General features: G+C 72.1%; 19 protein-coding genes and 1 tRNA gene. 7 read left to right on the top strand and 13 right to left on the bottom strand.

The genetic code is table 11. The features are described from left to right. Positions 1 to 101 precede the first annotated feature (101 nt). Positions 102 to 839 (top strand): Tellurium resistance, encoded by a 738-nt coding sequence (locus tag KWI83_RS23100; protein WP_218516289.1) that lies wholly within the window; start codon positions 102 to 104, stop codon positions 837 to 839. A gap of 145 nt (positions 840 to 984) precedes the next feature. Here the strand turns inward: KWI83_RS23100 and KWI83_RS23105 are convergent, their stop codons facing one another. After that, the gene (locus tag KWI83_RS23105; protein ID WP_218516290.1) at positions 985 to 1,875 is read right to left on the bottom strand and encodes a TerD family protein; all 891 of its coding nucleotides are present in this window, start codon (positions 1,873 to 1,875) and stop codon (positions 985 to 987) included. Positions 1,876 to 2,083: 208 nt separating this feature from the next. Here KWI83_RS23105 and KWI83_RS23110 point away from each other — a divergent pair, with 208 nt between their 5' ends. The 3 genes from KWI83_RS23110 to KWI83_RS23120 all read left to right on the top strand — a co-directional run bounded on the left by KWI83_RS23110 (position 2,084) and on the right by KWI83_RS23120 (position 6,877). Beyond that, positions 2,084 to 3,253 carry an HpcH/HpaI aldolase/citrate lyase family protein gene (locus tag KWI83_RS23110; RefSeq protein WP_218516291.1) on the top strand — a complete coding sequence of 390 codons (1,170 nt, stop codon included), beginning with the start codon at positions 2,084 to 2,086 and terminating at the stop codon, positions 3,251 to 3,253. 166 nt (positions 3,254 to 3,419) lie between these two features. Further along, on the top strand, positions 3,420 to 6,065 hold the full coding sequence (locus tag KWI83_RS23115; RefSeq protein WP_218516292.1) for a phosphoribosyltransferase: 2,646 nt from the start codon (positions 3,420 to 3,422) through the stop codon (positions 6,063 to 6,065). Next, entirely contained in the window at positions 6,065 to 6,877 is an 813-nt protein-coding gene (locus KWI83_RS23120; RefSeq protein WP_218516293.1) for an HAD family hydrolase, read from the top strand. The genes KWI83_RS23115 and KWI83_RS23120 overlap by 1 nt, the downstream gene beginning before the upstream one ends. A gap of 991 nt (positions 6,878 to 7,868) precedes the next feature. Here the strand turns inward: KWI83_RS23120 and KWI83_RS23125 are convergent. The 5 genes from KWI83_RS23125 to KWI83_RS23145 form a co-directional block, all read right to left on the bottom strand. After that, complete coding sequence (locus tag KWI83_RS23125) at positions 7,869 to 8,645, bottom strand: DedA family protein (RefSeq protein ID WP_218516294.1); 777 nt, start codon at positions 8,643 to 8,645, stop codon at positions 7,869 to 7,871. Positions 8,646 to 8,731: 86 nt separating this feature from the next. Beyond that, a complete protein-coding gene (locus KWI83_RS23130) occupies positions 8,732 to 8,959 on the bottom strand; it encodes a zinc ribbon domain-containing protein (RefSeq protein ID WP_218516295.1) in 228 nt (75 codons plus the stop codon). A 9-nt stretch (positions 8,960 to 8,968) separates the two neighbouring features. After that, complete coding sequence (locus KWI83_RS23135; RefSeq protein ID WP_218516296.1) at positions 8,969 to 9,553, bottom strand: DUF4383 domain-containing protein; 585 nt, start codon at positions 9,551 to 9,553, stop codon at positions 8,969 to 8,971. Between the two features lie 136 nt (positions 9,554 to 9,689). Then, the gene (locus KWI83_RS23140) at positions 9,690 to 11,081 is read right to left on the bottom strand and encodes a hypothetical protein (protein ID WP_218516297.1); all 1,392 of its coding nucleotides are present in this window, start codon (positions 11,079 to 11,081) and stop codon (positions 9,690 to 9,692) included. A 74-nt stretch (positions 11,082 to 11,155) separates the two neighbouring features. After that, positions 11,156 to 11,938 (bottom strand): DUF4097 family beta strand repeat-containing protein, encoded by a 783-nt coding sequence (locus KWI83_RS23145; protein WP_218516298.1) that lies wholly within the window; start codon positions 11,936 to 11,938, stop codon positions 11,156 to 11,158. A gap of 219 nt (positions 11,939 to 12,157) precedes the next feature. Between KWI83_RS23145 and KWI83_RS23150 the strand changes: the two genes are divergently transcribed. Further along, positions 12,158 to 12,229 (top strand) — tRNA-Val (locus KWI83_RS23150). Between the two features lie 95 nt (positions 12,230 to 12,324). On the opposite strand, the gene KWI83_RS23155 is transcribed toward KWI83_RS23150, so the two are convergent. Next, entirely contained in the window at positions 12,325 to 12,675 is a 351-nt protein-coding gene (locus KWI83_RS23155) for a hypothetical protein (protein ID WP_218516299.1), read from the bottom strand. Positions 12,676 to 12,787: 112 nt separating this feature from the next. Further along, positions 12,788 to 12,970 carry a hypothetical protein gene (locus KWI83_RS23160; RefSeq protein WP_218516300.1) on the bottom strand — a complete coding sequence of 61 codons (183 nt, stop codon included), beginning with the start codon at positions 12,968 to 12,970 and terminating at the stop codon, positions 12,788 to 12,790. Positions 12,971 to 13,075: 105 nt separating this feature from the next. Between KWI83_RS23160 and KWI83_RS23165 the strand changes: the two genes are divergently transcribed. After that, entirely contained in the window at positions 13,076 to 13,459 is a 384-nt protein-coding gene (locus KWI83_RS23165; RefSeq protein ID WP_218516388.1) for a VOC family protein, read from the top strand. A gap of 94 nt (positions 13,460 to 13,553) precedes the next feature. Here the strand turns inward: KWI83_RS23165 and KWI83_RS23170 are convergent, their stop codons facing one another. Further along, positions 13,554 to 14,456, bottom strand: coding sequence for a ketopantoate reductase family protein (locus KWI83_RS23170; protein ID WP_218516301.1), 903 nt, complete (start codon positions 14,454 to 14,456; stop codon positions 13,554 to 13,556). A 154-nt stretch (positions 14,457 to 14,610) separates the two neighbouring features. Here KWI83_RS23170 and KWI83_RS23175 point away from each other — a divergent pair, with 154 nt between their 5' ends. Then, complete coding sequence (locus KWI83_RS23175; protein WP_218516302.1) at positions 14,611 to 14,844, top strand: DUF2277 domain-containing protein; 234 nt, start codon at positions 14,611 to 14,613, stop codon at positions 14,842 to 14,844. Between the two features lie 567 nt (positions 14,845 to 15,411). Here KWI83_RS23175 and KWI83_RS23180 read toward each other — a convergent pair. From KWI83_RS23180 to KWI83_RS23195, 4 genes are all read right to left on the bottom strand, one after another. Next, positions 15,412 to 16,041, bottom strand: a complete 630-nt coding sequence (locus tag KWI83_RS23180; protein WP_218516303.1) for a DedA family protein — start codon at positions 16,039 to 16,041, stop codon at positions 15,412 to 15,414. A gap of 154 nt (positions 16,042 to 16,195) precedes the next feature. Then, a complete protein-coding gene (locus KWI83_RS23185; RefSeq protein ID WP_218516304.1) occupies positions 16,196 to 16,663 on the bottom strand; it encodes a DoxX family protein in 468 nt (155 codons plus the stop codon). 79 nt (positions 16,664 to 16,742) lie between these two features. Then, positions 16,743 to 18,929 carry an FAD/NAD(P)-binding protein gene (locus KWI83_RS23190; protein WP_308122141.1) on the bottom strand — a complete coding sequence of 729 codons (2,187 nt, stop codon included), beginning with the start codon at positions 18,927 to 18,929 and terminating at the stop codon, positions 16,743 to 16,745. Positions 18,930 to 19,153: 224 nt separating this feature from the next. Further along, positions 19,154 to 20,794, bottom strand: coding sequence for an alkaline phosphatase D family protein (locus KWI83_RS23195; RefSeq protein ID WP_218516306.1), 1,641 nt, complete (start codon positions 20,792 to 20,794; stop codon positions 19,154 to 19,156). Between the last annotated feature and the right edge of the window lie 129 nt (positions 20,795 to 20,923).

A 20,923-nucleotide genomic window follows, 5' to 3' on the forward strand; every position in this document is an offset into this window, starting at 1 on the left:
TCTGTGCGGGGCGGCCGTCGAGGACGACGAGATGTCCTCGACGGCCGCCCCGTCGGTTCTTGTCGGGCACGGCACGGTGACTGGGGAATGTGGGGGGCGGAATGGGCTTGTTTGACGGGCTCTGGCGCGGGCGCACGGCCGAGTTCGACTCGGGCAGCGCGGCCAGCAACGCGATCGAGCTGACCAAGCGGCACAGCCAGGTGTCGCTCACCAGACAGGGGGCGGCAACCGGGCATCTGCGCATCAACCTGACCTGGCGGATGCGCAGCTCCGACATCGGCGGGCCCCAGCGGGAGAGCCTGCTGCGGCACCCCTTCAAGGCCCTGAAGCCGCCGGAGGTCATGGGCCACAGCCAGAGCATGGTCAACGTCGACCTCGACCTCGGCTGCCTGTACGAGCTCCAGGACGGCACCAAGGGCGTCGTACAGCCCCTCGGCGGCTACCTCGGCGACGTCAACGCACCGCCGTACGTCAAACTCAGCGGCGACGACCGGTTCGGCTCGGCGTCCGGTGAGACGATCTACGTCAATCTCGACCACCACGAGGCGATAAAGCGCCTACTGGTGTTCGTCTACATCTACGACCAGACCCCCGCGTTCGACCGCACCCACGCGATCGTCACGCTCTACCCCAGCAACGGCCCCCGCATCGAGATCGGCCTCGACGAACGCCACCCCCAGGCCCGCTCCTGCGCGGTCGTGATGATCGAGAACGTGAAGAACGAGGTGTGGGTGCGGCGCGAGGTGAAGTTCGTCTACGGCTTCCAGGCGGAGCTGGACCGGTTGTACGGGTGGGGGCTGCAGTGGGGGAGGGGGCACAAGATCAAGTCGCAGCGCTGAGGAGGGCACGCACTGCAGCGGACTCGGCCCGGCCCGTGAAGGGGCGCGGGGCGGTATCGATGTGCGGCTCCGCCGCGCGGGCGTGACCCGCCACGACGGCGCCGCAGACGATGGACGGCACATCGCGGCACTCACGGCGGAGCGCTCAGCGGCCGATGAACTGGGGGCCCTGCGGCGGCAGCCGGAAGTCGGGGTCCGGGGCCGCGGGCACCGGGACCGGCGGCGGATAGCCGTACCCGGACTGGGCGGTCGCCGGTGAGGGCTGCGGGTAGCCGTAGGCGGGCCGGCTGGTCGGATGCGGGTAGCCGTACGCCGGTTGCGTCGCCGCCGGCTGTTGCTGCTGCTGTGGATAGCCGTACGCCGGCTGCGTGGTCTGCTGCGGCACCACCGCCGTCGGCTGCTCCGGCGGCAGCGGCCGCGACATCTCGGGCCCCGCCTGAGCGGCGGCGGACGTACCCTCCCCGCCGGTCGCCGCCCCCTCCTCCGCGGCCTCCGACTCGTCCACGGAGATCCCGAAGTCGGTCGCCAGCCCCTTCAGCCCGTTCGAATACCCCTCACCGAGCGCCCGGAACTTCCAGCGCTCCCCACGCCGGTACAGCTCCCCGCAGATCAGCGCGGTCTCCTGCCCGGTCTCCGGCTTGACGTCGAAGTACGCCAGCGGCTCCGCCTCGGGCGCCGCCGCGTCGTACAGCACGATGCGCAGTGACCGTACGCGATCGAAGGTCACCCCGTCCGCCGAAGCGACCAGAAGAATCTGGCTGACGTCGGACTCGACACCGGACAGATCTGTCTGGATCGTGTCGGTCAGGCCCTCGGCACCCCGTTTCTTGCCGAGCCGCCACACCTTCCCGGAGGGGTGCCGGGGCTGGTTGTAGAAGACGAAGTCCTCGTCGGAGCGCACACGACCGTCGGGGCCGAGGAGCAGCGCCGAGGCGTCGACATCCGGGACCCCCTGCCCGGGCGTCCAGCGCAGCACGGCGCGCACCGTCGTGGCTTCGAGCGGGACGTTCGACCCCTTCAACATCGCGTGCGTCATGCGGTCATCCTGCCCTCTCCGTCCTGCTCACGACAACGCGGGGTCGACAGGTCCCGGGCCGCCCCGCAGCGCTGCCGAAACAGCGTTGCCCGTCCCTGCGTTACTTGAAATTCATGCCCCGCGGGAACCCATGACATGGACTTCTACGTACTATTACCGGCCACCTTCGGCCGGTACCCAGGCCACTCAAGCACCACGGGGGAGTCATATGCGTCATTTCGGGCACATCGCCCCTGAGGTGCGGCAGCGCCTGTTCTACCGGGAGCCGTGCCGGTTCACCGCCGACTCCCCGGCCCGGCTGCTCTCCGCGGCCCTGGGTGCCACGCTGTACAGCCCGGCCACCCGGCCGCGGCTGGCCGAGGACATCGTCAAGCAGACCGACCGTGGCGTGGTCTCGATGGTGCTGTGCCTGGAGGACTCGATCGGCGACGGGGACGTCCTGGTCGGCGAGGAGAACCTCGTACGCCAGTTCGCCGAGCTCGCCGAGCGCACCTCCGGCGCCGAGCTCCCCCTGCTGTTCATCCGCGTCCGCACGCCCGAGCAGATCCCCGACCTGGTCCGCCGCCTCGGCCCCGCCGTCCGGCTGCTGTCCGGCTTCGTACTGCCGAAGTTCACCGAGGAGCGCGGCATCCCCTTCCTGGAGGCCCTCACCACCGCCGAGACGGCCGGCGGACGGCGACTGTTCGCCATGCCGGTCCTGGAGTCCCCCGAGCTGCTGTACCGGGAGTCCCGGGTGGAGACCCTGGAGGGCATCTTCCGGGCCGTCGACAAGTACCGGGACCGGGTGCTGGCGCTGCGGCTGGGCGTCACGGACTTCTGTTCGTCGTACGGGCTGCGCAGAGCCCCCGACATGACCGCGTACGACGTCCAGATCGTCGCCTCCGTGATCGCCGACGTGGTGAACATGCTGGGGCGGGCCGACGGCACCGGTTTCACGGTGACCGGGCCGGTGTGGGAGTACTTCCGGGTGCAGGAACGTATGTTCAAGCCCCAGCTGCGGCGCAGCCCCTTCCTTGAGGGTCAGGCCGAGGAGCTTCGCGAGGCCCTGATCGAGCACGCCATGGACGGGCTGCTGCGGGAGATTACGCTGGACCAGGCCAACGGTCTGCTCGGCAAGACCTGCATCCACCCCTCGCACGTCCTGCCGGTGCACGCGCTGTCGGTCGTCAGTCACGAGGAGTTCAGCGACGCGCAGGACATCCTGCGGCCGGAACGGCTGGGTGGCGGAGTGCTGAGGTCGGCGTACACGAACAAGATGAACGAGGTGAAGCCACACCGCGCCTGGGCCGAGCGGACCCTGCTGCGCGCCGAGGTCTTCGGCGTCGCCAACGAGGAGATCGGCTTCGTGGAACTGCTCGCCGCGGGGATTCCCGGCTGAACGCCGTATGGGTCTTGCCGAGGCTTCGAACGCTCCAAGATCGCTGAAGACCTTCTGAAGCCCTTCTGAAGAACGCTGAGCACGAGCCCGAGACCGCTGAGCACGAGCCCGAGACCGCTGAGCACGAACGTGAAGACCGCTGAGCACGGCTGAACACAAGGAACGCATGGACAAGGCAGTGAACGACGGAGCCAACCGGGTCGAGCAGAGCCGCGGCGTCTGGTCCGGGAGCTGGGTCGCCGAGCGGCTCGGGGTCGAACTCGTGGGCGACGACACCCTCACCGACCTGCTCGGGCTCGCCCTGCGGCGCAACCCCAAGCGCGCCCACCTCCTCGTGTCGAACGTGCTCGGCAAGCACGTCCCGCAGTCCCCGTCCGTCGTGTACGGCTCCGGCTTCGCCCTCGGGCGCAGGGTGCGGGAGCTGCTGGGTACCGCCCGGGCGCGTTCCGCCGTCGTCGTCGGCTACGCCGAGACGGCCACCGGCCTCGGCCACGCCGTCGCCGACGGCCTCGGCCACGCCCCCTACCTCCACTCCACCCGCCGTCCCGTACCCGGCGTCGCCCGGGCCGGCGGCTTCGAGGAGTCCCACTCGCACGCCACGTCCCACCTCCTCCTCCCCGAGGACCCGAAACTCCTCGCCGGGGACGGCCCGCTGGTCCTGGTCGACGACGAGTTCTCCACCGGCAACACCATCCTCAACACCATCCGCGCCCTCCACGAGCGCTACCCCCGCGACCGGTACGCCGTGGTCGCCCTGGTCGACATGCGCTCCACCGCCGACCAGAACCGCCTGACCGACTTCGCCACCGAGATCGGCACCCGCATCGACCTGGTCACGGCGGCACGGGGGAGGGTACGGCTGCCGGACGGGGTGCTGGAGAAGGGGCAGGCGCTGGTCGCGGAGTATGAGCAGGGTGTGGGACAGGTGTCTGGGGTTGGGCAGGCCGCGGCCGGGGTGGCCCAGACCGGGCAGGCCCCGGCCGGGGGCGCCGAGCCTTGGCAGGGCGCGTCCGTTGTGGCGGAGCCCGGTGCTGTGGCGGCCGGGGCCGAGTCGGCCGGTGTCGGCGTGGCCGACGCAGGTCGGGCCGGGCCGGTCGTGGCCGAGCGCGGGCGAGTCGCCCGGGTCGATCTGCGCTGGCCCGCCGGGGTGCCCGACGGCGGTCGGCACGGCTTCACCGCCGCTCATCGCAGACGCCTGGAGAACGCCCTGCCCGCCATGGGCGCCCGTCTCGCCGAGGCGGTGCCGCCCGAGGCCCGGCGTGTCCTGGTCCTCGGCTTCGAGGAGCTGATGTACGCCCCGCTGCGCCTCGCCCGCGAGCTGGAGCAGCTCGTCCCTGCTGCGGACATCCGCTTCTCCACGACCACCCGTTCTCCCGTCCTCGCCGTCGACGACCCCGGCTATGCCATCCGCACCCGCCTCGTCTTCCCGGCCCACGACAACCCCGCCGACGGCCCCGGCGAGCGCTACGCCTACAACGTCGCCGGCGGCGCCTTCGACGCCGTGATCACCGTCGTCGACTCCACCGCCGACACCCCCGCCCTGCACGCCCCCGACGGCCTCCTCGCCCAGCTCGCGCAGCACACCCCGCACGTCCTCCTCGCTGTCGTCCCGTCGTACGTCCCCGCGGCCCCGCCCGCCCCCGAAAGGCCCGCCATGCTGCCCGAGCCCCTTCGCGGCCCCGCCTTCTCCAGCTACGCGCCCGACGAGGTCGGCTGGCTGCTCCAGGACCTGTCGGACGTGACCCTGGAGGCGCCGACCGAGGAGCGCGAGGAGGCGATCCAGAGCGGCGGCGCGCACTACGCCGAGTCGCTGCCGGTCGAGTACCAGCCCAGCGAGCAGTACCAGGCGCTGTTCCACGCGGCCCTGGAGACGTCCGCCACCCGCATCGCCCACGCCGTCGGCGTCGTGACCGAGACCGTCCTCGCTGAACGCTCCCCCCGCCCCGTCCTCGTCTCCCTCGCCCGCGCCGGCACCCCCGTCGGCGTCCTGATGCGCCGCTGGGCGCAGCACCGGCACGGCCTCGACCTGGCGCACTACGCCGTGTCCATCGTCCGCGGCCGCGGCATCGACGCCAACGCGCTGCGCTGGCTGGCCGACCGGCACGACCCGCGCGACGTGGTCTTCGTCGACGGCTGGACCGGCAAGGGCGCCATCACCCGCGAACTCGCCACCGCCCTGCGCGAGTTCGAGGACGCCGAAAGCACCACCGGCTTCGACCCCGAGATCGCCGTCCTCGCCGACCCCGGCTCATGCGTCCGCACCTACGGCACCCGCGAGGACTTCCTCATCCCCTCCGCCTGCCTCAACTCCACGGTGTCCGGCCTGATATCCCGCACCGTCCTGCGCGCCGACCTGGTCGGCCCGCACGACTACCACGGCGCGAAGTTCTACCGCGAACTCGCCGGCGCCGACGTCTCCACCGCCTTCCTCGACGCCATCTCCACCCGCTTCGACGAGGTCACCGACGCGGTGGACGCTGCCACCAAGGAACTGCTGTCCGCCGACCGCACCCCCACCTGGGAGGGCTGGGCCGCCGTCGAGCGCATCAGCGAGGAGTACGGCATCCACGACGTGAACCTCGTCAAGCCCGGCGTCGGCGAGACCACCCGCGTGCTGCTGCGCCGCGTGCCCTGGAAGATCCTGGCCCGGGCCGGGGCGGGACCCGACCTCGACCACGTCCGGCTGCTGGCCGAGCAGCGCGGCGTGCCGGTCGAGGAGGTCGACGAACTCCCGTACACCTGCGTGGGGTTGATCCATCCCAAGTACACACGAGGCGCGACGGGCGCCGACGGAAAGGCGGTGGCTGTCTGATGCCGGTGCTGGTGGCGAGTGACCTCGACCGTACGCTCATCTACTCCTCCGCCGCGTTGTCGCTGACCATGCCGGACGCGCGAGCGCCCAGGCTGCTGTGCGTCGAGGTGCACGAGAGCAAGCCGCTGTCGTACATGACCGAGACGGCGGCGGGGCTGCTCACCGAGCTCGCCGACGCCGCGGTCTTCGTGCCGACCACGACCCGTACCCGCAAGCAGTACCTCCGCATCAACCTCCCTGGCCCCATGCCGAAGTACGCGATCTGCGCCAACGGCGGGCATCTGCTCGTGGACGGTGTCCCCGACCCCGGCTGGCACGCGAGCGTCACGGCACGGCTGGCCGACGAGTGCGCGTCGCTGGCCGAGGTGCAGGAACACCTGCTGAGGGCCGCTGACCCGGTGTGGGTGCGCAAGCACCGGGTCGCCGACGACCTCTTCGCCTACCTCGTCGTCGAGCGCGAACTGCTCCCCGAGGACTGGGTGAAGGAGCTGGCCGTGTGGGCGGAGAACCGCGGCTGGACGGTCTCCCTCCAGGGCCGCAAGATCTACGCCGTGCCGAAGCCGCTCACCAAGAGCGCCGCCGTGCACGAGGTCGCCCGCCGCACCGGCGCCGACCTCACCCTCGCCGCGGGCGACTCCCTCCTCGACGCCGACCTCCTCCTCGCCGCGGACAAGGGCTGGCGCCCGAGCCACGGCGAACTGGCCGACAGCGGCTGGACCGCCCCCGACATCACGTCTCTTCCGGAGCGGGGCGTCCTGGCGGGCGAACGCATCCTGCGCGAGTTCCTACGAGCGTCGGGGGACCGCGCGTAGCGACGGAACCCGCACTTTCCCTTCGCCCGTCGACGCGCCGCTGGCGACGGGGCGCCGTCGGCGCGGAGGCGGCGTGGACCGCGCTTACATCCCCGCGCACGGCCCGGCCTGCGCCGACGTGGGCGGGGCTGCGCCCGCGCCGCGCCGCTGGGGGCTGCGCGGGCTTGGGCCCGGTCGGTCTGTGTGGTGGTGCGGGGCTTGGGCTTTGGGTCGGTCTGTGTGGTGGTGCGGGGCTTGGGCTTTGGGTCGGTCTGTGTGGTGGTGCGGGGCTTGGGCTTTGGGTCGGTCTGTGTGGTGGTGCGGGGCTTGGGCTTTGGGTCGGTCTGCGTGGTGGTGCGGGGCTTGCGCTCGGGTCCGTCCGTGTGGCGGCGCCATGCCGACGCTCGCGACCGCACCAGCGCATACGCGGCACGCTGCGCTCGCCCTGGTGCCTGCGCTCGCCTCCCTCGCGCTGCGCTCGCCTTCGTGCCTGCGCTCGCCCTCCTGCCTGCCTTGGCGGCCGTCCAAGCGGTCGCTGCCCCGGCTGCCTCGCGACCCCACCCGTGCTTGCGTCGCGCCCGTGCTTGCGTCGGCACCCGTGCTTGCGTTGCGCCCATGCTTGCGTCGGCACCCGTGCTTGCGTCGCGCCCATGCTTGTGTGGACACCGTGCTTGCGTCGCACCCCATGCTTGCGTGGACACCGTGCTTGCGTCGGCATCCGTGCATGCGTCGCACCCGCGCTTGTGTCGGCACCCGTGCTTGCGCCCCCACCCCGCTCGTGCCCGCAGTTGCGCTGCCCGTTCACCGCACGCCCGGCCGTGAGGCCGCTTCCGCGTTCGGGTGCGTGCCTGGGGTCAAGCCCCCCGGCGTGCGTCTCCGCCCGCGCCGCCTGGTTGCGGGCCGCGTCGGCGCGCTCGGTGCGGGGTCGTCCGAGGGCAGCGGTGATCGTTCCATGCGGCTCATCTGTCCCCGCCCGCGGTCAACGCCCGCATCCGGGCTGACGACGACGCCACTACCTACGAATCGCGCCCCCGCCTGCACTCATGTCCGATCCTGCTGTACCCGTCGAGTTCCGCTCCGCACCCGCTCTCCCGCCGATGCCCCCATCCACAGTCGCACCTACCGCCGATGCAGCCGCCGACCCACCGCCGCGCCCCCGCCTCCTCGTGCCGCCGCCCGGGCGCAGGAGCCGTATGCCGATGAAGGCCACGACCGCCACCGCGGACGCGGCGAGGACGGCCTTCGAGTACGTGGAGACCACGGCCGTCACCTCGGTCCACTTCTCGCCCAGGGCGTAGCCCGCGAGGACGAACGCGGTGTTCCAGATCGCGCTGCCCAGTGCCGTCAGGCCCAGGAACACCGGCAGGCGCATGCGCTCAACCCCGGCCGGGACCGATATCAGGCTGCGGAAGATGGGGATCATCCGTCCGAAGAACACGGCCTTGGTCCCGTGCCGGGCGAACCAGGCCTCTGTCCTCTCTATGTCCGCGACCTTCACCAGCGGCAGCCGCGCCGCCATCGCCAGCGTGCGGTCACGGCCGAGCATCGCCCCCACGCCGTACAGCGCGAGCGCGCCGATCACCGAGCCGGCCGTCGTCCAGATCAGCGCGGCGTACAGATTCATACGTCCCGTGCTGGAAGCGAACCCGGCCAGCGGCAGGATCACCTCGCTGGGCAGCGGCGGGAACAGATTCTCCAGTGCTACCGCGAGCCCGGCGCCCGGTGCGCCGAGGGTGTCCATGAGTTCGTTGATCCATTGTGGTGCCGTCTGCGCTGCGATGGCTGTCATGACGATCACGCTAGAGAACCGAACCTGAAGAAACCCTGAGGAGCGGAGCTGGAGCGGGCCACGACCGGGATCGGGCTCGGACGGCGTCAGCCGCAGCAACCCCCGCCGCAGCACCCACCGCCGCCACCGCCACCCCCGCCGCCCGCACGCGGCGTCGGCGCCGAGGCCGAGCCGCCCACCGCGACGGTCGACAGGAGTTTCACCGTGTCGTCGTGGCCCGTGGGGCAGGTGGCAGGGGCGGAGGACTCGGCCATGGGGCGGCTCAGTTCGAAGGTGTCGCCGCAGGTCCGGCAGCGGTACTCGTAGCGAGGCATGCCCACAGGTTAACGGGCGTCCTCCGGCGGACGCCGGGACTCGTCGAGCGCCACCGCCCGCCCACGGCCCAGTTCGCGGGGCTCGGGTTCGACCAGGTCGGGGTGGCGGGCCCGCCAGTAGGGGTTGTCGTGGGGCAGGGCCGAGCCGACCCTCCCGTACATCCCGAAGAACATCAGGACCACTCCGACGACGAAGCTGAACAGCACGTTCTGGATGCGGAAGGCCAGGAAGTTGTACTCCGTGTCCAGAAGCCCCAGGTTCACGAAGCCACTGAGGATGAAGGCGATGCCGACCAGCATGTTGACCGTCGAGGCGAAGTTGCCGCCGATCACCATGCCCACGAAGAGCAGCAGTCCCACGCAGATCGACAGGACGCTCAGGGCGCCGTTGGTGTTGAGGCCCACGACCTGGTCACCGCGGGTGTCGAAGAAGCCGACCTTGCCGATCAGACCGAGGATGCCGAAGGCGATCAGCACCAGACCCATCAGTCCGGCGCCGAAGCGGTAGACCTGGTTCAGCCGGTGGTCGACGGGGAGGTGCTTGTCGAACTGGATCCGTCGTCGTTCTCCCCTGTGCGCTGCGTGTGCGGCCATGTCGCCTCCCTCGGGGCGATAGCGGAGGCCGTGCTTCCCTTTCCCTTCAATATCTGCCCGCCCTGCCCGGTGGGCAACACAGCGAGGCGACATCCGGGCTCCGGCCCAGCTCAGCGCGGACAAGGAGGCGGGTGGGTCAGTGGGCGGTGGCGCCGCGCTCTTCCCGGATCTGCGCGACGACTCGGGCCACGGTCTGCCGGACCGCCTCCGTCTCGGTCAGGAAGTGCCAGTAGTCCGGGTGGCGGCCGTCCAGGATGGCGATCGCGCGCTCCAGTCGGCCGACGGAGTCGTCCAGGGGGCGGGCGTGTCGGGGATCGGGGGTGTTGCGGCCGGCCATGGCGAGCCGCTGGGCGTCGCGGATGGCGAACCGGGTCCGTTCGATTTCCTGCTGGGGGTCCTTCTGGACGGCGTTCAGCCGCCGGAGGCGGTCCCCGGCGGCGGAGACGGCCTCGTCGGTGGAGTTCAGCAGGGCCCGGGCCGTGGACAGCAGGGCGGTCGCGTCGGGCCAGCGCTGGGCCTGGCGCGCCGTCTGGGCCTCGGTGAGCTTCAGCTCGGCCTGGCGGACGCTCTCCGCGGCCTGTTCGGGGACGCGTTGCAGGTCCTCCCAGCAGGCCACCGTGAACCGTCGTCGCAGCTCGCTGAGCACCGGTTCGACCTGGTCGGCGCGGGTGGTCAGGGCCTGGGCGCGGGTGCGCAGGGAGACCAGGCGGCGGTCGATCTCGGCGGCTCGTTCGGGAAGCCGTTCGGCCTCCGCGCGGATGGCCTCGGCCTCCCGGGCGACGCGCTCGGCCCGTTCCAGGGTCTGCGGGACGCCGTGCTGGCCGGCGCCCTGGTTCAGCTTGGTCAGCTCGGGGGCGAGGGCGGCGAGACGGGCGGCGAGGTCGTCCGCCTTCAGCCCTGATCCTCGTACGGCGTCCAGGGCGTTCGAGGCGGCGAGCAGGGACTGGCGGGCGCGTTCGACGGCGGGGGCCAGGCGGGCGAGCTGGGTCTCGGCCTTGCCGAGCAGCGGGCCGAGACCGTCGGCGAAGCGGTCCAGGTCCTGCTTGACCCGGCCGAGCTCGTCCTTGGCCTGGGTGAGCTCGGTGCGGGCGCGGGCGGCGGCCGAGGCTTCCAGGTCGTCGCGGTCGAGGTCGTGGGCGTCGACGGCGTTGATGTACCGGTGGCTGGCCTCGTCGATGCGGTGGCTGAGCGCCTCGAAGTCGGCGGCGGCGCGGCGGGCGGCGGGGGAGTCGTCGACGGCCGCGATCGTCTCGATCGAGATGCGCAGATCGCGCTGGGCGGTGTCGAGTTCGTAGAACGCGGCCGCGGCTGCGTCCTTCGCGGCCTGTGCCTCGGCACGCTGGCTCTCGGCACGGCCGCCGAACCAGCGCCGGGTGCCGCCGCCGGCGAACGCGGCGGGCAGTACCAGGGCCGCCACCAGCGGCAGAGAGAGCAGGGTGAGGGTGTCACGTATCGCGGTGGACACCCGGGGTGAGCGGTGCGCACGCGGCATCGACGGCGAGTCCCGCTGAGGTGGTGTCGCCGTCACATCCCTCTCCCGTGCCGTCATCCGCCCTGCCCGGTGTCATTCTCCCACCGGTTAAGGACGAACACACGGGGCGGTTAGTTCGCTGTCCGGACCGTGACTTTGCCGTCGCCGGTGCGGGCGGAGACGACGTGCCGACTGGAGTCGTCGCGGGGCACGGACACGTCGACCGCGCCGTCGCCGGTGTCGGCGGACACGCGGTAGGAGGCCCGGGGCACCGAGACGGTGACGGAGCCGTCGCCGCTGCGGGAGTCCACCAGGTCGGGTACGGCGCCGAGTTCGAGGCGGGTGGAGCCGTCGGCGGTGTGGGTGCGGACGTGGCGTGAGGTGACGTCGGCGCGGATGGAACCGTCCTGGGTGCGCAGGTCCAGCGGGCCGGTGGCGTCGTCGACGCGGACGGAGCCGTCGCCGGTGCGGATGTTCAGCGCCTCCTGGAAGCCACGGGCGCGCACGCTGCCGTCGCCGTCCTTGACCTCGACGGCGACGCCGCGCGGTACCTCGATGCGGTGCTTGGCGGAGCAGTCGGCGACGAAGCCGGAGCACTTCAGCCGCAGCACCAGCCGGTCGCCGTCCATGGCCCAGGTGACCTTGGGGTCCTCACCCACGACGACCGAGCCCTCGAACCAGCGGGTGACGTCGATACGGCCTTCGGGGACCGCGTCCGTGGCGACGAGTTCCAGGGCGGAGTCGTCGGAGTCGACGGTGAGGGTGGAGCCCTGCAGCGGGAAGGACCGCCGCTCGGGCTCCCGGTCGTCCCCGGCGGCCGCACCGCAGCCGGTGACACCCGCGACGAGGACCACGACGGCACCGGCGACGACGGCGAAGCGGGCGGGCACGGAAGCGGAAGCGGTACGGGCCATGACGGATCTCCCCCTGAGACAGGCTGCGAGACGCCTCCCGTAGGGGCCGGAACCGGCGGGGAAGGCGACTCCTCGACCGTACGGCCCCGGCCTCCACCAGAGGATCCGGACCACTCCCGGAACCGGGGTGGGGTTAACCCCCGCCCCACCACACACCGCCCCCGGCGATACGGGTTTGCGGGGCACTGCCCCGGGCAAGGTAGGCTGTCGACTCGTCCTGGGCGCGTAGCTCAGCGGTAGAGCGCCGCCCTTACAAGGCGGATGTCGGCGGTTCGAAACCGTCCGCGCCCACCCGTCGCAGGACACAGCAAGGCCCAGGTCACCGGGGGGAACCCGGAGATCTGGGCCTTGTTCGGTTTCAGACACCTTCAGGTGCCCCGTCTGTGTCACGCATCCCGCTCCGGGACCGGCGGTGTCTCCTCGGCGTGTTTCAGTTTGGCTCGGGCGTCCACGCGGTCGGGGCCGGTGAGTTCGGACCAGTAGCGGTGGGTGCTGACGAAGATCGCGAGTTCGCGTTCGCGGCGGCGGAGCTTCTCGACCTCGGCCTGCTCGTCGGCCGTCCAGCCGGGGGAGGCGGGGCGTTCGATCTTGCGCCAGCCGCCTGCGTCGCTGAAGCCGTCCAGGGGCTCGACCGACCAGGGGAGCCGCTTCAGCAGGGCCGACAGTTCGGCCCGGACCTGATGCAGCTCCTCCTGACCGGCGCGGAGGTCGCTAGGAAAGTCGTAGGTCGTAGCCACGGCCGTAATGCTACGCCTGTTCGATTTGGAGTGGCGAGTTTCTTACGGCGGTTCATGCGAACGGGTGTGCCTGCGGGGCCCCTGGGCTACGGACTGTGGGTGCTTGCTCCGCTCAGGAGTGGGCGGTGAAGTCGGTGCCGGTGAAGCCGGGGAGTCGGTCCAGGGTGTCGCGCAGTGTGGCGTGCCACCAGTCGTAGTGCTGGGTCCGGTAGGGGCTGGTGCCCGCGCCGGACTCCTCCAGGGCCAGGGAGAGGTGCCGGTGGTCGAGCTTGCAGGTCTGCTGAGCGGGGGTCACCGCCAGGGCGTGTATCGAAGGAGCTGCCAGGTGCCCGAGCTGTACGCGCGAGGAGCGAGCGCAACTCGGTGGCGTCTGGAGCGAAAATCAGCAAGTCTCGCGCGCATGGTCTCGGTATTGCAGAACGTGGCGATTGACTGTGCGGATGCCTACGAGCTGGCCCGGTTCTGGAGCAGGGTGACCGGCCGTCCGCTGCATCCCGAAGACAAACCGGGTGATCCGGAGACCCAGGTGTTGTTGGCGGAGGGCCCAGTGCTCTACTTCAACCAGGTGCCCGAGGCTAAGACGATCAAGAACCGGATCCATCTGTGTTTGCGCCCAGAGACCTCGCGTGAACAGGAGGTGGAACGGCTGCTGGGCCTTGGCGCCACCCTCGTCGCCGATCTCCGGAATCCCGATGGCTCTGGCTGGGCGGTCCTTGCTGATCCCGAAGGCAACGAGTTCTGCGTTCTGCGCAGCGAGTCCGACCGGGCCGCCATGACTTTCTGACGCTTCCGTGTCCATCCTGGCCGGTTTCGGACGAGTGCTGGTCACAGCCACTCGCCGCCACGGAGTCCCGGTCCGGGTCCGCCACCGATGCGCCCTAGAGGCCTGCTTCCCTCAACTCCCGTACCAGCTTTGCCGCCACGGGAGTGGGTACGTCGTGCTGTTCGGCCGCGCGGAGCAACGCGCCGCCGATGGCGTCCAGTTCCAGGGGGCGGCCTGCCTCGGCGTCGCGTTGCATGGACGACTTGGTGGCCGGTGGGAAGGCGTCGAAGCGGGCGAGTGCCTCGGCCGGGTCGGCGGGGCCGCCGCAGGCGCGGCTGACGGCGGCCGTTTCCGCGACGAGGGCGGTGAGTTCGTCGCGGTGGTAGGTGCGGATGTCGCCGAGGGGGAGGGCGTAACGGGTGGTGAGCAGGGCGAAGGGGGCGAGGAACGACATCTTCGCCCAGAGGGTGGCCGCCTCGTCGTCCAGGACGCGGGTGGTGAGGTCGGCCGTGGTGAAGGCGGCGGCCAGTGTGTCGAGGCGGTGCCGGGGGACGGGGTCGCCGGTCAGGTCGATCTCGGCGAAGGGGCTGGTGTGTTCGATCTCGCCCGGGGAGACGCGGGTGGACTCGACGCGGATGACGGCGGGGGCCACCTGGTGGGGGCGGTAGCGGGAGCGCAGGTGGGTGGGGTGCTCGACGCCGTTGAGGAACGGGACGAGCAGGGCGTCTCCGAGGGTGGCGGCGGGGATGCGGGGGAGTGCGGCGTCGAGGGTGGTGTGCTTGACGGTGATCAGGCAGGCGTCGACCGGTTCGCGGAGTTCCGTGCTTGCTTCCACGGGGGCGGTGAAGTCGCCGTAGCGGGGGCTGCGGACGTGGATGCCGGTGGTGCGGAGGGTGTAGGCCGTGGTGTCACTGGCCAGGCAGATCACGCGGTGGCCGGCGCGGGCCAGGAGGGCGGCGAGCAGTCCGCCCACGCCGCCGGGGCCCAGGACGGCCACGGTGAGCTTGTCGTGCGCCATGTGTGGTTCCTCTCGTCGGTCGGCCCCGGGGAGGTGGCCGCCTCGGAGTGGATCATTGCAGGGGGAGTGGGAGGGGGCCAGAGGGGTTCCGGGAATTGAGGGCTGCGGTTCTACGGGGGTGGGCGGGAGTCGGGGTGGGCGGGAGACTGGGGGTATGTGCCGCAGTATCAAGACGCTACGTCCGCCTGTGCTGCCCGAGGAGGCCAGTGAGGCCGAGATCAGGGCTGCCGCTCTGCAGTATGTGCGGAAGGTTTCCGGTTTTCGGGTGCCTGCCGCGCACAATCGGGAGGTTTTCGATCGGGCCGTTGATGTGATCACCGAGGCTACGGCGGAGTTGCTGGGCGGGTTGGAGGTGCGGGGGTCGGGGGTGGCTCGTAAGACGGGGTAGGGGGCGGTGCCGGCTGGGGTCGGTGAGCGTGGGCGGTGCCGGCTGGGGTCGGTGAGCGTTGGTCGCGGGGCGGGCCGGTGCAGGTGCTGGCGCTGGGCGGGGGCGGGGTCGCTCACCCGCGCTGGCGGGCGCCGCTGCGCCCACCCGTGCCGCCCCAGCGGCACGACTGCCCGCAGCTACGCGGGTGGGGCGGGCCGCCTCTGCTACGCGGGTTGGTGCCGGGCTGCGGCTGCTACGCGGGTTGGTGCCGGGCTGCGGCTGCGCGGGTTTGCGTGTGCGCGGCTGCGGGGGCTTGCGTGCCTGTGGCTGTGCGGGTCTGCACGGCGCTCGGGCGCCTCGGCCCCACACGCGCCATCGGGGGAGCAAGGCCAGGATTCCTGCACCACTCGGCGGGACACCATCCTGCTGGTCGCTGCGGCAGTGCGCGCGGTTGGTGGTTGTTGGGGCGTTCTGGTGTGGCTGGTGGTCGCCGTGGCAACTCCCGTGCGGCTGGTGGTCGTTGCGGCAGAGTTGTGCGGTCGCCGCGGCAGCTCGCGCGCCGGAGCCCGGTTCCACGCCCGCCCCCTGCTACGACGGATCCGCCTCCGACATCCGCGGGCGGCGCATGAAGTACGTCGCTGCGGCGCCCGCGGCGAAGAGGGCCAGGGCCGAGACGCCCGTTGTCAGCCATGTCGTGCCCAGCCAGTGGGCGCCGAAGTAGCCGAGGGCGACGCTGTACGTGGCCCAGGTGAGGCCGGCCAGGGCCGACCAGGGGACGAAGTCGCGGGGGCGGCGGCGGGCGGCGCCGGCGGTGAGGGAGACGACCGAGCGGCCCGCGGGGGCGAAGCGGGCCAGGACGACCAGGGCGCCGCCGCCTCGGGCCAGGGCCGTGCCGAGACGTTCCTGCGCGGTGCTCAGGCGGCGTGAGCGGGCCAGCGCGCGGTCCAGGCGGGGGCCGCCGCGCCAGGCGAGGCGGTAGGCCACCAGGTCGCCCAGCACGGACGCGGTGGTGGCGCAGAGCGTGAGGAGCAGGATGTCGGGGACGTCGGTCGGGACCTGGCCGGTCGCCGCGCCGCAGCCCGCGGCCGCCGCCGTCGCCGCCATGATGACCAGCACCCCGCTCGGCAGTACCGGAACGAACACGTCGAGCAGGATCGACGCGGCCACCATCGCGTAGATCCATGGGCTGCCCGTCAGTGACCCCACACTCTCCAGCACTGCGACTCCCCGTCATCCCCCGTGAGCCACACAGCGTACGCCTGGGTGTGACAGAAGGTTCATCGGGGGCGCCAGGACAGCAGAGAAACGGCGTCTGCCCTCTGGGTCCCATGGGGCAGACGCCGCTCCGGTTCAGCGTCCGGTCAGGCATCGGTCATGCCGCGACCGGCGACTCCTGCCTCTCCGCCGACGCCTCCGGCCTCCGCTCGGCCTCACCACGCCGGGCGAACAGCGCGTCCAGGCCGAGGGCGCCCGAGCCGGTGAAGACCAGCAGGAAGAGGGCCCAGCAGAACATGGCCGCGGCCTCGCCGCCGTTCATCATCGGCCACAGGCCGACGGGCTGGTGCACGGAGAAGTACGCGTACGCCATGGAGCCCGACGCGACGAGCGCGGCCCCCCGCGTCCCGAGGCCCAGCATCACCAGGCCTCCCCCGATCAGCTGAATCACGGCGGCGTACCAGCCCGGCCAGGTGCCGGCGGAGATCGTGCCGCCGTCGGTGCCCGCGGCGCCGCCGAGTACGCCGAACAGGGACGCGGCGCCGTGGCAGAGGAAGAGCAGGCCGGTCACTATGCGAAACAGGCCGATCGCATAGGGCTGGGCGGTGTTGAGGCGTTCGGTCATGTGGGGGGCTCCTTCGGTGGGCGGGTCCGGGCAGACCCGTCGGGGACAGAACCGAGTGGCCCACCCACGTTAGGCACACCTAATCAATGCTTGCAAGTTCAACATTCTCCCCGTTGGGCCTGCTCAGCGGCCTCTCTTCACCCGACTCCGGCCCCGACTCCGCCCCTGCCCCCGTCCCCGCCGCCACCCGCAGCACCGCCCGAGCCACCGCGTCCGCGTCCGACAGCGTCACCGAGTCCACCCCGGGGCGCGCCCCCGCCGCCGTCACCCAGTGCACCCCCTCCGTGGGCACCCCGAACGCGAACCGCCTTTCGTGCGGCTGCCCTTGACGATCCATCAGGAGATACGGCCGCCGGGTCACGTCCAGCCCACCCGTCTCGTATCCGTCGGCCGTGTGCGGGCGGCACTGCCCGGTCCGCAGGAGCCGGGCCAGCAGCTCGTCGGCGGTGCGGCGCACGTCGGGTTCCGGGAGCCGGGCCTCTATGAGGGTCGTCACCCGCGCCGCCGACCCCGGCACCTCCGGCGACTGCGCCACCCACGCCCCCTCCGCGCACCGCACCTCCAGCCGTGGCCCGAGCACCTCCACCACCCCGGCCTCCATCAGCGCGGTCAGTTCCTCGATTCGGCGCCGGGGCGGGCCGATGGAGAGGAACGCGTTGAGCGGGGTGTACCAGAGGTCCAGGTGGTCCCGGCGGGACACGCCGGTCAGTCCCGCGTGGTCGACGATCAGCCGGATCTCGTTGCGCAGGTCGCGCAGCACGTCGAGGGCGGCCTTCAGCGGGCCGCGCACATTGCCCAGGGCGGCCTGCGCGGCGTCCTCCCGCAGATACGCCAGCAGCCAGTCCCGCCAGTCCCCGGGCCCGTCGAACGCACGTCCCGCGTACGGGCGGGAGATCCGCTCCCACGACCAACGGTCGGCGGCCGGAACCCCGAACTCGTCCAGCAGACGCGCCTCTTGAGGATCGCCATGAGAGACGGCGAGATAGCGCTCGACGAACTCCCGCGACCCACCCAGCACCGTGGCGTCCCCGTCCGGCGGTGTGGATTTCCCGTCCAGCGGCGTGGCGTTCCCGTCTGGCGGCGTGCAGTTCCGGCTCGGCAGCATGGCGTCCCCGTCCGGCGCTGTCGCGTTCCCGTTTGGCGGCGTGGCGTTGCCGTCCGGCGGCGTGGATTTCCCGCCCGCCACCATGGCGTCGGCGCCTCCGCCCGGCGCCATCGCGCCCCCGCCCGCCACCGCGGCGTCGGCACATCTGCCCGGCGCCGTCGCATTCCCGCCCAGCAGCGCCGCGTAATACACCGTCTCGACCTCCTTCGCCACCAACGGCCATATCTCCGTCAGGAAGTCCGGCGCGTCCCCGGAGTCCGCGCGCTTGCGGAAGCCCGCGATCACCTCCGGTGTGAGGACGAGAGGCTCGTGACGGCCGTACGGGCCCTTGGCGTTGTCGCCGCGCGCCTGGTACGGGACGCCGCGCCGGGAACCGGCGTACAGGCGTGGCTCGCGGCCGGAGGGGACATAGCGCAGCCCGTCCCCGGTGCGGACGAAGCGGCCGCCGCGGCCGGTGGTCAGCAGGGCCATGTGGTCGAAGAAGTTCAGGCCCAGGCCGCGCAGCAGCACCGGTTCGCCGGGGGACAGCGGGGTGAGGTCGACGTCCGCCGGGTTGGCGGGCGGGATGTAGCGCAGGCCGTGCCGGGCGGCGTACGACGTCTGCTGCCGCTGGTGCGCGTCCGGTGCCGTCGGCAGATGGCCCTGCGCGAGGACGACGGCCGCGAGCCCGGTCAGCACCCGGCCGTCGTCCAGGGCGAGGACCTGACGGCCGTCGGGACCGTCGTCGAGCCGGACCGCGCGGGCCGCGTGGGTCTGGACGCGCACCCCGGGCGGCGCGTCCCGCACCACCCGCGCGAACACCCACTCCAGATAGCGGCCGTACTGCGCCCGCGTCGGGTAGTCGTCCGGCCCGAGTTCACCGCCCGCCCACTCGTACAGGCTCGGGCCGGGGCGGATCGGCCCCGAGCAGTCCACGCTCTCGTCCGTGAACAACGTCACCTGCGAGGCGACCGTGTTCATCAGCAGCTCGGCCGACTGCGCGGTGCGCCACACGCGTCCGGGGCCGGGTGGTGCCGGGTCGATCACGTGGACCGTCAGCGGCGTACCGGGCGGGAGGAGTTCGGCGGCGGAGGCGCACAGCCGCTCCAGCACGCTGGTGCCGCGCGGCCCGGCACCGACCAGGGCGATCGCCGACGGCGGCGCGGAGGCCGGCACCGGCACCACCGCCCCCTGCGAGGAAGTCCTCGATGAGGAAGTCCTCGGTAGGGAGGACTCCGGTAGGGAGGACTCCGATATGGATTCCGCGGTCGGTGCAGACAAAGCGGTGACTCCCGAGCAGGTGCGGCACAGTGCGGCGAACCGCCCGCGGGAAGCGGACGGTCCGCCTCATCATGCCGTCGGGGACACCAGAAGCCAACGCGCGCCCCACAGGTCCCGGATGTACCTCATGCGGTGGTGAGAACCGACTCCTCCACGGTCGCCAGCCGTGCTCCGCCCCGCCCGTCCCCCTGGGCGTGCTCCAGCCGCAGCCGCGCCGAACGCCCGTTCATCGTCAGCGTCATGAGCTGGTTGCCGAACCAGGGCCCGCCCGTGCACCGCCAGTCGATCGACGGCTGCGGCACCTTGCCATGGCCCGCGATCCGGCGGCCCAGGAAACGCGCGACGCCGCTCCAGCCGAAGCGGAAGCCCCACTTGAGCACCAGCGGGATGGAGTTGTGGACCGGCGAGCAGGTGAGCTGGAGCACGCGCGCGTGCGGCCCGCCGGACGGCCACGTCGGTTCGGCCACGTACGCGTGATGCACGTCTCCCGACAGCACGCACACCGTCGCCGGTGCCGCGTCCCCCGAGCCCACCTCGGCGATCAGCGCAGCCAGCGCGTCGAAGGACTCCGGAAAGGCCGACCAGTGCTCCAGGTCCGCCGCCCGCCGCATCTTCTCGCCCCAGCGCGCCCAGCGCTCGCCCTTCTCGCCCCGGCACAGCGCGGCGTTCCACCCCTCGGCGTCGTGCGCCAGGTGCGGCAGCAGCCAGGGCAGGGAGGTGCCGATGAGGAGATGGTCGTACGATCCCGGCTCGTCCAGCGCCTCGGTGCGCAGCCACTGCTCCTCGCCGGGGTCGAGCATCGCGCGCTCGCCCTCCGCCAGGACGCGGGCCGCGCGCGTGTCCACCATCAGCAGCCGGACGCGCCCGAAGTCGCGCCGGTAGCTCCACCGCGCGGCCGTCGGGTCGGCGTCGGCCTCGTGGGCGAAGGCGCGCAGCAGGTCGGTGGCGTCCGGGGTGTCCCGTACGGCCGCGTAGAGCGGGTCGGCGGCCAGTTCGGCCGGGGACAGGTTCCCCAGGTGCTGGTGGACCCAGTACGACATCAGGCCGCTCAGGATCCGCTCCTGCCACCAGTCGGTGGCGCGCAGGTCGGCGAGCCAGGAGGCGGAGGTGTTCCAGTCGTCGATGACGTCGTGGTCGTCGAAGATCATGCAGGTCGGCACGGTGGACAGCAGCCAGCGCACCTGGGAGTCGAGCCAGGACTCGTAGTAGAGCTGCGTGTACTCCTCGTAGTCCGCCACTCCGCCGCCCGGCGGCTCCCGCAGGTCGCGGCGGGCGGCCAGCAGGCGCCGGGTGGCCACGGAGGTCTCGTCGGCGTAGATCTGGTCGCCCAGGAGCAGCAGGACGTCCGGTCGTTCGGCCGTGGGGTCGGCCGCGAAGCGGGCGGCCAGGGTGTCCAGGGCGTCGAGTCCGACCCGGTCCTTCCCGTCGGCCGGGGGCGCGGCCCAGCGGCAGGAGCCGAAGGCGACGCGGACGGTGTCGCCGACGAACCCGGCGCGGATCACGGAGGGCGGGAACGAGGAGTCGGGCAGCGGCCACACGCGCGTGCCGTCGAGCAGCACCTCGTACGACGTCGTCGTCCCGGCCGTCAGGCCGGTCACCGGCACGAGCGCGTAGTGGTGGCCGGCGACCTGGAAGGTGCGGGCCGTGCCGTGGGCGCCGTCGGCGCAGCGCACCTCGGCGGTGCACGGGCGGCTCGCCTCGATCCAGACGGTCGCGGTGGAGTCGTCGACGTATCGCAGCAGTGGTCCCAGGCGCAGTCCCGCCACGTGATCGCCCGCCTCTTCTCTGGCCGGCGCGCCCCTTCGGCTCGCCTCCTCCGTCGCCCCGTACGGTACGGAACGACGGAGGCCGGCGGGTAGGTTCCGCGCCAGAATGCCGGGCGGCTGTCAGCAACG

It is taken from the genome of Streptomyces sp. TRM70350, assembly GCF_019219825.1.
Lineage (GTDB): Bacteria > Actinomycetota > Actinomycetes > Streptomycetales > Streptomycetaceae > Streptomyces.

Excerpts from the sequence above, each read along its gene's own strand:
- KWI83_RS23100 (WP_218516289.1), top strand. The coding sequence starts at position 102 with ATGGGCTTGTTTGACGGGCTCTGGCGCGGGCGCACGGCCGAGTTCGAC.
- KWI83_RS23105 (WP_218516290.1), bottom strand. The coding sequence starts at position 1,875 with ATGACGCACGCGATGTTGAAGGGGTCGAACGTCCCGCTCGAAGCCACG.
- KWI83_RS23110 (WP_218516291.1), top strand. The coding sequence starts at position 2,084 with ATGCGTCATTTCGGGCACATCGCCCCTGAGGTGCGGCAGCGCCTGTTC.
- KWI83_RS23115 (WP_218516292.1), top strand. The coding sequence starts at position 3,420 with ATGGACAAGGCAGTGAACGACGGAGCCAACCGGGTCGAGCAGAGCCGC.
- KWI83_RS23120 (WP_218516293.1), top strand. The coding sequence starts at position 6,065 with ATGCCGGTGCTGGTGGCGAGTGACCTCGACCGTACGCTCATCTACTCC.
- KWI83_RS23125 (WP_218516294.1), bottom strand. The coding sequence starts at position 8,645 with ATGACAGCCATCGCAGCGCAGACGGCACCACAATGGATCAACGAACTC.
- KWI83_RS23130 (WP_218516295.1), bottom strand. The coding sequence starts at position 8,959 with ATGCCTCGCTACGAGTACCGCTGCCGGACCTGCGGCGACACCTTCGAA.
- KWI83_RS23135 (WP_218516296.1), bottom strand. The coding sequence starts at position 9,553 with ATGGCCGCACACGCAGCGCACAGGGGAGAACGACGACGGATCCAGTTC.
- KWI83_RS23145 (WP_218516298.1), bottom strand. The coding sequence starts at position 11,938 with ATGGCCCGTACCGCTTCCGCTTCCGTGCCCGCCCGCTTCGCCGTCGTC.
- KWI83_RS23165 (WP_218516388.1), top strand. The coding sequence starts at position 13,076 with ATGGTCTCGGTATTGCAGAACGTGGCGATTGACTGTGCGGATGCCTAC.
- KWI83_RS23170 (WP_218516301.1), bottom strand. The coding sequence starts at position 14,456 with ATGGCGCACGACAAGCTCACCGTGGCCGTCCTGGGCCCCGGCGGCGTG.
- KWI83_RS23175 (WP_218516302.1), top strand. The coding sequence starts at position 14,611 with ATGTGCCGCAGTATCAAGACGCTACGTCCGCCTGTGCTGCCCGAGGAG.
- KWI83_RS23185 (WP_218516304.1), bottom strand. The coding sequence starts at position 16,663 with ATGACCGAACGCCTCAACACCGCCCAGCCCTATGCGATCGGCCTGTTT.